The organism is Xanthomonas sp. fls2-241-TYG-148, from assembly GCF_030208815.1.
Classification (GTDB): Bacteria; Pseudomonadota; Gammaproteobacteria; order Xanthomonadales; family Xanthomonadaceae; genus Xanthomonas; species Xanthomonas campestris.
In genome coordinates, this window is sequence record NZ_JARVTE010000003.1 from 490,346 (window position 1) to 502,421 (window position 12,076).

9 protein-coding genes and 1 tRNA gene are annotated in these 12,076 nt (G+C 62.7%); all 10 read right to left on the reverse strand.

The genetic code is table 11. The annotated features are described in order from the left end of the window. Window positions 1-32: 32 nt before the first annotated feature. The 10 genes from infB to nuoI all read right to left on the reverse strand — a co-directional run bounded on the left by infB (window position 33) and on the right by nuoI (window position 12,073). Window positions 33-2,741 (reverse strand): translation initiation factor IF-2, encoded by a 2,709-nt coding sequence (infB, locus tag QRM60_RS07390; RefSeq protein WP_285445875.1) that lies wholly within the window; start codon window positions 2,739-2,741, stop codon window positions 33-35. 95 nt (window positions 2,742-2,836) lie between these two features. After that, entirely contained in the window at window positions 2,837-4,348 is a 1,512-nt protein-coding gene (gene nusA, locus QRM60_RS07395) for a transcription termination factor NusA (RefSeq protein WP_011037645.1), read from the reverse strand. Window positions 4,349-4,352: 4 nt separating this feature from the next. Then, window positions 4,353-4,943, reverse strand: coding sequence for a ribosome maturation factor RimP (gene rimP, locus QRM60_RS07400; RefSeq protein ID WP_014508208.1), 591 nt, complete (start codon window positions 4,941-4,943; stop codon window positions 4,353-4,355). A 198-nt stretch (window positions 4,944-5,141) separates the two neighbouring features. Next, window positions 5,142-5,218, reverse strand: a tRNA-Met gene (locus tag QRM60_RS07405). Window positions 5,219-5,419: 201 nt separating this feature from the next. Continuing rightward, window positions 5,420-6,880, reverse strand: a complete 1,461-nt coding sequence (gene nuoN, locus QRM60_RS07410; protein WP_285445876.1) for an NADH-quinone oxidoreductase subunit NuoN — start codon at window positions 6,878-6,880, stop codon at window positions 5,420-5,422. A gap of 36 nt (window positions 6,881-6,916) precedes the next feature. Then, the gene (locus QRM60_RS07415) at window positions 6,917-8,419 is read right to left on the reverse strand and encodes an NADH-quinone oxidoreductase subunit M (protein ID WP_011037648.1); all 1,503 of its coding nucleotides are present in this window, start codon (window positions 8,417-8,419) and stop codon (window positions 6,917-6,919) included. Window positions 8,420-8,439: 20 nt separating this feature from the next. Continuing rightward, window positions 8,440-10,608 (reverse strand): NADH-quinone oxidoreductase subunit L, encoded by a 2,169-nt coding sequence (gene nuoL / locus QRM60_RS07420; RefSeq protein ID WP_115573200.1) that lies wholly within the window; start codon window positions 10,606-10,608, stop codon window positions 8,440-8,442. 7 nt (window positions 10,609-10,615) lie between these two features. Beyond that, window positions 10,616-10,921, reverse strand: a complete 306-nt coding sequence (nuoK, locus tag QRM60_RS07425; protein ID WP_005914274.1) for an NADH-quinone oxidoreductase subunit NuoK — start codon at window positions 10,919-10,921, stop codon at window positions 10,616-10,618. Then, window positions 10,918-11,580: an NADH-quinone oxidoreductase subunit J gene (locus tag QRM60_RS07430; protein ID WP_016944316.1), complete on the reverse strand. Its 663-nt coding sequence runs from the start codon at window positions 11,578-11,580 to the stop codon at window positions 10,918-10,920. Before QRM60_RS07430 ends, nuoK begins: the two co-directional genes overlap by 4 nt. A 4-nt stretch (window positions 11,581-11,584) precedes the next feature. Next, window positions 11,585-12,073 carry an NADH-quinone oxidoreductase subunit NuoI gene (gene nuoI, locus QRM60_RS07435; protein WP_014508211.1) on the reverse strand — a complete coding sequence of 163 codons (489 nt, stop codon included), beginning with the start codon at window positions 12,071-12,073 and terminating at the stop codon, window positions 11,585-11,587. Window positions 12,074-12,076: the final 3 nt, after the last annotated feature.

A 12,076-nucleotide genomic window follows, 5' to 3' on the forward strand; every position in this document is an offset into this window, starting at 1 on the left:
AGCGTCGGGGCCGCGCGGCCCCGGCGATGGTGTTACAGCGTACGCGCCACTTCGATGCGCTCGAAGCACTCGATCTGGTCGCCCGCCTTGACGTCGTTGTAGGCCTTCACGCCAATACCGCACTCGGTACCGTTGCGCACTTCGTCGACGTTTTCCTTGAAGCGACGCAGCGATTCCAGCTCGCCCTCGAACACCACGACGCTGTCGCGGAGCACGCGGATCGGCTTGCTGCGCTTCACCACACCTTCGATGATCATGCAGCCTGCAACCGCACCGAACTTCGAGCTGCGGAACACGTCGCGGACCTGCGCGATACCGATGATCTCTTCGCGGATTTCCACGCCGAGCAGACCGGACGCCACCTGCTTCACCTGGTCGATCACGTCATAGATGATCGAGAAGTACCGCAGATCGATACCGTTGGACTCGACGATCTTGCGTGCCGATGCATCCGCACGCACGTTGAAGCCGATGATCGTGGCCTTGGAGGCCGCTGCCGAATTCGCATCCGACTCGGTGATGCCGCCCACGCCGGAGTGGATCACGTTGATGCGGATGTCGTCATTGGACAACGCCACCAGCGACTGCTTGAGCGCTTCCACCGAACCCTGCACGTCGGCCTTGATCACCAGGTTCAACACCTGCTGGCCTTCGCCCTTGCCCATCTGGGCCAGGATGTCTTCCATGCGGTTGGTGGCCGAGGCGACCAGACGCGATTCGCGGCGCTTGGTTTCGCGCTGCTGCGCCACGTCCTTGGCCAGACGCTCGTCGTCGACGACCACGAAGTCGTCGCCGGCTTCCGGCACGCCGGACAAGCCGAGCACCTGCACCGGAATCGACGGGCCCGCCGAGGCCGGCTGGTGGCCGGTTTCGTCGAACAGCGCACGCACGCGGCCGTATTGAATGCCGCACACCAGGTAGTCGCCACGCTTCAGCGCACCCTGCTGCACCAGCACCGTCGCGACCGGGCCGCGGCCCTTGTCCAGCGACGATTCAATCACGGTACCGCTGGCGCGGCCATCGGCCACTGCCTTGAGTTCCAGCACTTCTGCCTGCAGCGAAATTGCATCCAGCAGCGTGTCCACACCGGTACCGACCTTGGCCGACACTTCGATGAATTGGGTATCGCCACCGAAGTCTTCGGCCACCACGTTTTCAGCCAGCAACTCGTTCTTGACCCGCAGCGGATCCGCGCCGGCCTTGTCGATCTTGTTGACTGCCACGATCAACGGAACGCCTGCCGCCTTGGCATGCGCCACCGCTTCCTTGGTCTGCGGCATCACGCCGTCATCGGCTGCAACGACCAGCACCACGATGTCGGTGATCTTGGCGCCGCGCGCACGCATCGAGGTAAACGCGGCATGGCCGGGCGTATCCAGGAAGCTGATGACGCCACGGCCGGTTTCGACGTGGTACGCACCGATGTGCTGGGTGATGCCGCCGGCTTCGCCAGAGGCGATCTTGGTCCGACGGATGTAATCCAGCAGCGAGGTCTTGCCGTGATCGACGTGACCCATGATGGTGACCACCGGCGGACGCGAGGTGGTTTCGCCCTGGGCGTCTTCGGCATGCGCCAGCAGCGCATCTTCGAAGTCGGCATTGTCCGCACGCACGGCCTTGTGGCCGAGTTCTTCGGTCACCAGCGCCGCGGTGTCGTGATCGATGCTCTGGGTGATGGTCGCCATGACGCCCATCTTGAACAGCGCCTTGACCACGTCGCCGCCCTTGAGCGCGAGCTTCTGCGCCAGATCGGCCACGGTGATGGTCTCGCCGATCGCCACTTCACGCACCACCGGTGCGGTCGGACGCTCGAACCCGTGCGGGCCACTGTTGCTCTGATTGCTACCGCGACCACCATCGTTGCGACGCGACGACGACGAACCCGGACGGCCGGTCGGCTTGCCACGCACATTGGAACGGCGCGCACGATCGGCCGCAGACAGATGCAGCTGACCGGCAAAGCGCTTGGTCGCATCGTCGTCTTCGACGCCAGCCACCATGACGTGCGAACCGCGCGTCTTGTGCTTGGCGGCATTGTTGCGATCGTCCGGACGTGCCGGCGTCGCCGGACGCGAGGCGGGCGAGGCGCCAGCCGGACGGGCCGGACGCGGTGCCGACGACGGCGAAGACGGTGCACGCGCGGCAGGCGCCGCCGAGGGCGTCGGGGCAGCAGCAACCGGGGCCGGCGCACTGGCAGCCGCAGCGGCTTCCTCGGCAGCCTTGCGCTCGGCTTCTACACGGTCTTTTGCGGCCTGCTCTTCGTCGCGCTTGCGCTGAATGGCTTCATCGCGCGCACGATCGCTTTCGGCCAGACGCTGCTGCTCGTCCAGGTTGCGCTGACGCGAGGCGGCGAGCTTGGCCAGGATGTCGGCGCGCTCTTCGTCCGGCGTCATTGGCGCGGCACGGCCGCTGCCTTCGTTCTCGGACTTCACGTACGTACGCTTCTGCCGCACTTCCACGTTGACCGTGGTCTTGGTGCGGCCGGCGTTGACCGTGACTTCCTGCAGCTTGCGCCGATTGAGCGTGATCTTCTTGGCTGCTTCGCTCGCCGCTTCGGCGGGCGTGTCGGCTTTGCCATGCGTGCGACGCAGAAAGCCAAGCAGTTTCATCTTCTCGGTGCTGGTCACGACCTGGTCGGGACCGCTGAACTTCATTCCGGCCTCGGCCAGTTGAACCAGCAGTTTATCGACCGGCGTATTGACCAGTTCGGCAAGCTTGCGGATGGTGGTTTGCTGCGACATTCGGATCCTATGATCTGGTTGGCGCCCCCTCGCCCAGAGCAAGGGAAACGCTGATTCTAAGCCCTGATGGGGTCAGGGCGCGGTTCATTGCCGGCTCATTCGCCGCGCTCCAAACGGGCGATCTCCTCGGCGCGGGCCGCCAGGATCAGCGCCGCGGCGCGCTCCTGGGTCATGCCCTCGATGCCGAAGTCGACGATCTCGTCCGCTGCCAGGTCGGACAAGTCCTCGCTGGTGCGCACGCCGTGCTCGGCCAGAGCAAAGGCCGTTTCCTCGTCCATCCCCTCCAACGCCAGCAGGTCCTCGGTGGGCTGAGTCCCTTCCAGTCCCTCTTCCTCGGCCAGCGCGGCATTGAGCAGCGCGTCGCGGGCACGGGCGCGCAGTTCCTCGACGATGTCTTCGTCGAAACCCTCCACCGCCAGCAGCTCGCCAACCGGCACGTAGGCGATTTCTTCGACCGTGTTGAAGCCTTCGGACACCAGGATCGCGGAGATTTCCTCGTCCACTTCCAGGCGATCCATGAACAGCTGGCGCGCCGATGCCTGTTCAGCCTCGGACTTGGCGGCCACCTGATCGGCGGTCATCACGTTGAGCTGCCAACCGGTCAGGCGGCTGGCCAGACGCACGTTCTGGCCGCCCTTGCCGATCGCCTGTGCCAGGCGGTCTTCCGCCACGGCCAGGTCCATCGAATGCTTGTCTTCATCGACGATGATCGACTGCACTTCGGCAGGCGCCATCGCGTTGATCACGAAGTTGGCCGGGTTCTCGTTCCACAACACGATATCCACGCGCTCGCCATTGAGCTCGTTGGACACCGCCTGCACGCGCGAACCGCGCATGCCGATGCAGGCACCGATCGGATCGGTGCGGGTATCGTGCGCAATCACCGCGATCTTGGCGCGGTCACCCGGGTCACGTGCGCAGGCCTTGATCTCGACCAGGCCCTGGCCCACTTCCGGCACTTCCAGCTTGAACAGCTCGATCATGAATTCCGGTGCGGCGCGGCTGATGAACAGCTGCGGGCCACGCGGCTCGGAGCGCACTTCGGCCAGATAACCGCGCACACGGTCGCCCGGGCGCAGCACATCGCGCGGAATGCCCTTGTCCTTCGGAATGAAGGCTTCGGCATTACCGCCCAGGTCCACAAAGATATTGCCGCGCTCGGCACGCTTGACCACGCCGGTGATCAACTCACCCACGCGATCCTTCCACGCATCGACCACCTGCTGCCGCTCGGCTTCGCGCACACGCTGCACGATGACCTGCTTGGCGGCCTGCGCGGCGATACGGCCGAAGTCCGGGTTTTCGATCTGCTCTTCGACGTAGTCACCCACATCGACGCCGTCGGCTTCCTCGATGGCATCCATCAGGCGCACCTGGCGGTCGGGCGATTCCATCACCACGTCGTCGGCCACCACTTCCCAACGGCGGAAGGTTTCGTAATTGCCATCCTTGTGGTCGATGGTCACGCGCGTCAGCACGTCCTGGTCGGGATAGCGCTTCTTCGCCGCGGAAGCCAAAGCGGCCTCGATCGCGTCGAAGATCACCTCACGCGGCACGCCTTTTTCGTTGGCGACCGCATCCACTACCAGCAAAAGTTCCTTGCTCATTTAGTCACTCCGCGCGCGGCTTGCCAGCCGCCGGCTCGTTGGATGGTTTCTTCTTGTCGTGCCCGGGTTTTTTCGGGCCGGGCTTATTCGGTTTCTGCGGTGCCAGGCCCAGTGCGACCCAGTCCGGCAGGATGCGCGCCTTGTCGATATTGTCGAAGCCGATCTGCACGTCCTTGCCATCGACCGAGAACACGACCGCAGCAGCCTCGGCATCGATGCGCACGATCGGGCCCTGAAAGCGGCGCCGACCATCCTGCGCCAGCTTCAACACGATCTTGGCGGACTCGCCGACATGGCGGGCGAACTGATCCAGCGTGAACAAGGGACGATCCACACCTGGCGAGGAGACTTCCAGCGTGTAGTTGCCGCTGATCGGATCTTCGACGTCCAACTGGGCAGACACTTCGCGGCTCACGCGCTCGCAGTCATCGACGTTGATGATGCGATCGGGCTGCTCGGCGAGCGGCACATCGATATACAGGCGCAACGTTGCGCCACCCGGGGCCGGAAGATATTCGACACCCAGCAGTTCCAGACCCAAGGACTCAACCGTTGGACCCAGCAGGTTGGCGATTTCGGTCGCTTTTTCGCTCACAGACTGCCCTGATCAGATGATTGCCAGTAGAACCCCCGGCAACCGGCAGCAAACTTTCCGGTTCCGGAAAAAACAAGGGGCCCGATGGGCCCCTTGCGTGAAAAAAGCCCGACCTCTCAGGGTCGGCATAAGGACGGGAACATGCGTCCTTACGATCCAAGAAGCTGATGGGTTGCCCGAGGGCAATCCATCAAAACTTGGTAGCGGGGGCAGGATTTGAACCTGCGACCTTCGGGTTATGAGCCCGACGAGCTGCCAGACTGCTCCACCCCGCAGCAGAAGCGGAATTATGAAGAACTTGGGAGAAAATTGCAAGCCCTAGTTTTTCATCTGTTGAAGACCTTGGAGGCTCTCAACGTCGCGGCACATGATAACCGCGATGACACAAAAACGAAACAGCGATCACGACTTTATTTCAGTGCCCTGCCAGGTTAGTCAGGACACGTGCCCGCACACAGCGGGCACTAGCTATGCGATTAGGCGAGGCCCGCAAACGCGCGCTGGCACCACACCATGATCGGGTTCCAGGCCAGGCCCAGTGCGAGCAACGCGAGCGCATTGACACCCAGCACCGTCCCCAGCACGCGATCCTTGTTGGCCGGCAGCGGCTCGCCGACTGGTTCGTCGAAGTACATGACCTTGATGACGCGCAGGTAGTAATACGCACCGATCACCGCGCACAGCACGCCGACCATCGCGAGCCACAACATGTCGCCCTTCACCGCCGCGCCGAGCACGGCCAGCTTGGTCCAGAAACCGAGGAACGGCGGAATACCGGCCAACGACGCCATGATGCAGAGCACCAGGCCAGCCATCCACGGGTTGCGTGCGTTCAGGCCCTTGAAGTCGTCGATGTGCTCAGCTTCGAAGCCGTTGCGCGACAGCGCAATGATCGCGCCGAACGACGCCGTGGACATGATGGTGTAGCTCACCGCGTAGAACATCGCTGCGGCATAGCCCTCTTCGCCGCCACCGGCCACGCCCATCAGCAGGAAGCCGATATGCGAGACAGTTGAATAGGCCAGCATGCGCTTGAGGTTGCTCTGCGCGATGGCCATCAGGTTACCGATCACCAGCGACAGCGCAGACAGGCCACCGATCAGCAGATGCCACTGCGGCGACAGCGGGCCCATGCCCATTTCGAGCAGGCGATACGCCATGCCGAAGGCGGCCAGCTTGGGCGCAGAGCTGATGAACAGCGCGATCGGCGCGGGCGCACCCTGATAGACGTCGGGCAGCCACATGTGGAAGGGCGCAGCACCCAGTTTGAAAGCCACGCCGGCGATCATGAAGATCGTGCCGGTCAGCAACAGCGTGCGCTCGCCCGAGCCTTCGATTGCGTCGTGGATGCCGGCCAGGCTCAGCGTCCCCGTGGCGCCATACACCAGCGACATGCCGTACAGCAGCAGACCGGAGGCCAGCGAACCCAGCACGAAGTACTTCATCGCCGCTTCGGTCGCCAGGCCGTTGTCCCGGTTGGACGCCACCAGCGCATACGAGCACAGCGCCAGCAACTCCAGGCCCAGGTAGACCATCAGCAGGCTGCCGGCGGACGTGAGCAACATCATGCCGGCAGTCGCAAACAGCACCAGCACCGGAATCTCGCCCTGGTACAGATTGCGCTCGCGCAGGTAGCTCCAGCCGTAAACCAGGCTCAGGCCACTGACCAGCACGATCACCGTCTTCATGACATCGGCGGCGGTGTCGCGCACGAACATGCCGTGGAAGGCTTCGCCCTGCCCGCCCGTGCCGGTTGCCAGCATCACCAGCACCACGGCCAGGACTGCGACAGAGAACAGGTGGGTCCAGACCTTGTGCCGCTGGCTCACGAACAGATCGATCATCAACAGTGCGAAGGCACCGCCGATCAGCACCAGCTCCGGTGCGAGCGGAGCCAGGTCAGCGGTGGTCAACGGCGCGAGCGTTGGCGTGGTCATCATCAAATCCTGAAAATCAATACGGACGGCAAGCGGTTAGAGCTTGGTCGTTGCAATCTGGGTCGCCAGCTTGGCGATCGACGGTTCCATCAGGTCGGTCAGCGGCTTCGGATACAGGCCAAGCGCCAGTACACCGGCAGCAAACACGCCCAACACGAAGGCCTCGCGACCGTTGATGTCCTTCAGCTCCGCCACATGCGCATTGGCCACTTCGCCGAAGAACACGCGCTTGTAGAGCCACAGCGTGTAGGCCGCAGTGATCACCAGCGTGGTTGCCGCAGCAAAAGCCACCAACGGATGCTTCTGGAAGCTGGCCAGGATGACCATGAATTCGCCAACGAAACCGCTCGTGCCCGGCAGGCCGGCGTTCGCCATGAAGAACAACATGGCAAAGGTGGCAAACCACGGCATGACATTCACCACGCCGCCGTAATCGGCAATGCGGCGGGTATGCATGCGGTCGTACAGCACGCCGATGCAGGAGAACATCGCGCCGGACACGAAGCCGTGCGAAATCATCTGCACCATCGCGCCCTGCAGGCCAAGACGGGCCGCATCGGTGCTGCCGTACTCGCGCACCAGGGTGAACGCGATGAAGGTACCGAGGGTGACGAAGCCCATGTGCGCGATGGACGAATACGCCACCAGCTTCTTCATGTCGTCCTGCACCAGCGCCACCAGACCGACGTAAATCACCGCGATCAGCGACAGCGCGATCACCAGCCAGGCCCATTGGTTGCTGGCGTCAGGCAGGATCGGCAGGTTGAAGCGCAGGAAGCCGTAGCCGCCGATCTTCAGCGCGATCGCCGCCAGGATCACCGAGCCAGCGGTCGGCGCCTCAACGTGCGCATCCGGCAGCCAGGTGTGCACCGGAAACATCGGCACCTTGACCGCGAAAGCGATCATGAACGCGAAGAAGATCCAGGTCTGCTCCTTGGCGGTCAGCTGCAGCGCGTACAGGTCGGCCAGCTGGAAGCTGCCACCCTTCAGGTACAGGTAGATCAGGCCCACCAGCATCAGCACCGAGCCGAGGAAGGTGTACAGGAAGAACTTCATGGCCGCGTAGATGCGACGCGGGCCGCCCCAGACACCGATGATCAGGAACATCGGGATCAGCATGGCTTCGAAGAACACGTAGAACAGCATCGCGTCAGTGGCCGCAAAGATGCCGACCGTGACGCCTTCCAGGATCAGGAAGGCCGCGACGTACTGGTTGACGCGCTTGTCGATCGAGCGCCAGGCGCCGATCAACGCAAGCACGGTCACCAGCGTGGTCAACACGATCAACGCGACCGCAATGCCGTCCACGCCCAGGTTGTAGCCGATGTTGTAGGCCGGGATCCAGGCATGTTGCTCGATGAACTGCATGGCATCGTTCGCCGTGTCATACCCGAGCAGCGGCAGACTCAGCACGAAGGTCGCCACGGCCACCGCAAGAGACGCCCAGCGGGCGGTCTCGGCGTTGCGCAATGCGAGGATCAGGGCGCCACCGATAATCGGCAGCCAGATCAGGAGAGACAGTAAAGGCCAGTTCGACACGTTTTCTTATTCCGTACAGGTCAACGCCAGAAATGCATCAGTACCGCCAACAAGGCGATCAAACCGATGATCATTGCGAAGGCGTAGTGATAGAGGAAACCGGATTGCGTGCGACGCAGCAGATGTGCAGCCAGGTCGATCAGTCGGGCAGAACCATTGACCGCCACGCCATCCACCACGTGGGTGTCGATTGCGCGGGAAGCCTTTCCAAGGACCACGCCACCACCGGCGAAGCCATTGATCCACAGCTTGTCAAAGCCGTACTTGTTTTCGAGCAGCCACACGATCGGCGCAAACGCCTTGCGTGACTTGGTGGCCAGCTCTGGCTTCCAGAGATAGAACAGCGCGGCCAGCAGCAGGCCGGCGACGGTCAGGAAGAACGGTGCCGCCATCATGCCGTGCAGCGCGAACGCCACCGGACCATGGAACTCTTCGGCCAGTGCGCCGACGGTATCGCGTGCCGGGTCGTAGAAGTCGACGATGCCGGTGAAGAACGACACGGCCTGCCCCTTCATCGCATGCGCCGCGTGGTGGCCCTGCCAGTCGGTACCGAACAGCATCGGGCCAATGGTGAAGAAGCCGATCGCCACCGACGGAATCGCCAGCAAGATGAGCGGCAGCGTGACCACCCACTTGGACTCATGCGGCTCGTGGGCACCATGGTGGCCATGACCATGATCGTCGTGCCCATGCGCATCGTGTGCATCATGACCGTGGCTGTCGTACGCATGCACCTGCGCCTCGGCATCGGTATGGGCGCTGTCGTGATGGGCGTGCACGTCATGTGCATGCGCATCGCGGAAGCGTTCCTTGCCGTGGAAGGTCAGAAACAGCAGGCGGAAGCTGTAGAAGCTGGTGACGAGCACGCCGCCGAGCACTGCCCAGTAGCCGTAGGTGGCGATCCAGCTGTGCGACTCATGCGCGTGGTGCGCGGCCGCCTCGATGATGGTGTCCTTGGAGTAGAAACCCGAGAAGAACGGCGTACCGACCAGCGCCAGGGTACCGATCACGCTGGTCCAGTAGGTCACCTTCATGTACTTGCGCAGCCCGCCCATCTTGCGCATGTCCTGCTCGTGGTGCATGCCGATGATCACCGAGCCGGCCGCAAGGAACAGCAGCGCCTTGAAGAAGGCATGCGTCATCAGGTGGAACACGGCGGCCGAATAGGCAGAGACGCCTAGCGCGACGGTCATGTAGCCCAGCTGCGACAGCGTGGAATACGCCACCACGCGCTTGATGTCGTTCTGCACGATGCCGATCAGGCCGGTGAAGAAGGCCGTAGTCGCACCGATGAACAGGATGAAGTTCAGCGCGGTTTCGGACAGCTCGAACAGCGGCGACATGCGCGCCACCATGAAGATGCCCGCGGTCACCATCGTCGCGGCATGGATCAGTGCCGAAATCGGGGTCGGGCCTTCCATGGAGTCCGGCAGCCACACATGCAGCGGCACCTGCGCCGACTTGCCCATCGCACCAATGAACAGGCAGATGCAGATCAGCGTCATCACGCTCCACTCGTGGCCGGCGAACAGCTGCACCTTGGCACCAGCCATGGTGGTCGCGTTGGCAAACACGGTGGAGTAGTCGAGCGAGCCGAACCACAGCAGCACCCCGGCAATACCGAGGATGAAACCGAAGTCGCCCACGCGATTGACCAGGAACGCCTTCATGTTGGCGAACACTGCGGTCGGGCGCTTGAACCAGAAGCCGATCAACAGGTAGGACACCAGGCCCACCGCTTCCCAACCGAAGAACAGCTGCAGGAAGTTGTTGCTCATCACCAGCGTCAGCATGGAGAAGGTGAACAACGAGATGTAGCTGAAGAAGCGTTGGTAACCCGGATCTTCTTCCATGTAGCCGATGGTGTAGATGTGCACCAGCAGTGACACGAAGGTCACCACCACCATCATCATCGCGGTCAGGCGGTCGACCATGAAGCCGACATGCGCCGAGTAGTTACCGACGTCGAAGAAGGTGTACAGATTCTGGTTGAACGGGCTGGCGCCCTGCTCCACCAATTGGTACAGCGTCAGGCAGGACAACACGCAGCTGACCGCCACACCGAGGATGGTGACGTACTGCGCGCCCTTGCGCCCTACCTGGCGACCGAAGAGGCCGGCGATGATGCTGCCGACCAGCGGTGCAAGCACCACTGCGATCAGCAGACTCTTGGAGAGAGTGATTTCCATCTACAGGTCAGCCCTTCAACGTATCGACTTCGGCCACATTGATCGTGCGGCGCGTACGGAACAGTGTCACCAGGATCGCAAGGCCGATGGCGGCCTCCGCGGCGGCAACGGTCAGGATGAAGAACACGAACAACTGACCTGCGGTATCGCCGAGCTCGCGCGAGAAAGCGATGAAGTTGACGTTGACCGACAACAGCATCAGCTCGATCGACATCAACAGCACGATGACGTTCTTGCGATTGAGGAAGATGCCGGCCAGCGAGATGCAGAACAGCACCGCGCCCAAGCCCAGCAGGTGGCCCAAGGTAATCAAGACTTCGCCTCCTGTCCGTCGGTCGCATCCAGGGTCGGCGCAACCTGTACCGGCTTTTCAACCGCCATTTTGACCATGCGCAGACGGTCGGTGGACCGCACCCGCGACTGCTCGCTTGCGTTCTGCATCTTGATGCCGGTGCGCTTGCGCAAGGTCAGCATCACCGCCGCCACCACGGCAACAGTCAGGATCACCGCGGCGAACTCGAACGGCAGCAGGAACTCGGTGTACAGGCTCTTTGCCAGCCAGGTCAGGTTGGACGTATCGGCGGCTTGCGCGGCAGCGTTGTCGACCGGGAACGGGGTTGCCAAGCGTCCCTTGACCCCGATCAGCGTGACCATCTGGGCCAGCATGGCAACCGCCACAATGACGCCGACCGGCATGTACTTGACCCAGCCTTCGCGCAACCGGCTAGTGTCGATGTCCAGCATCATCACCACGAACAGGAACAGCACCATCACCGCGCCGACGTAGACCAGCACCAGGGTTACGCCCAGGAACTCGGCGCCCACCAGCAGCCAGATGCAGGCCATCGAGAAGAAGGTGAGGATCAGGCACAACACGGCATACACCGGGTTGCGCACGCTGATCACCGCACCGGCGGAGACGACCGCGACGGCGGAGAAGGCGTAGAAAGCAATAGTGACCCAGTCCATCATGACCTCAACGGAAGGCGGCATCGGCAGCGCGACGCTCGGCGATCTCGGCTTCAAGCCGGTCTCCGATCGCCAGCAGCTGCGGCTTGTTGACAATATTCTCGCCACGCTTCTCGAAGTGGTACTCGAGGATGTGCGTTTCGACGATCGAGTCCACCGGGCAGCTTTCTTCGCAGAAGCCGCAGAAGATGCACTTGAACAGGTCGATGTCGTAGCGCGTGGTGCGACGGGTGCCGTCCTCGCGCTTGGCCGAGTCGATGGTGATCGCTAGTGCCGGGCAAACCGCTTCGCACAGCTTGCAGGCAATGCAGCGCTCTTCGCCATTGGGGTAGCGACGCAGCGCGTGCAAACCACGGAAGCGCGGCGACTGCGGGAACTTCTCCATCGGATACAGCACGGTGTACTTGGGCTTGAACGTGTATTTCAACGTCAGCCACAGCCCTCCGAGCAGTTCGAGCAGCAGCAGGCTCTTGAAGTAATGGGTGATCTTGTTCATCAA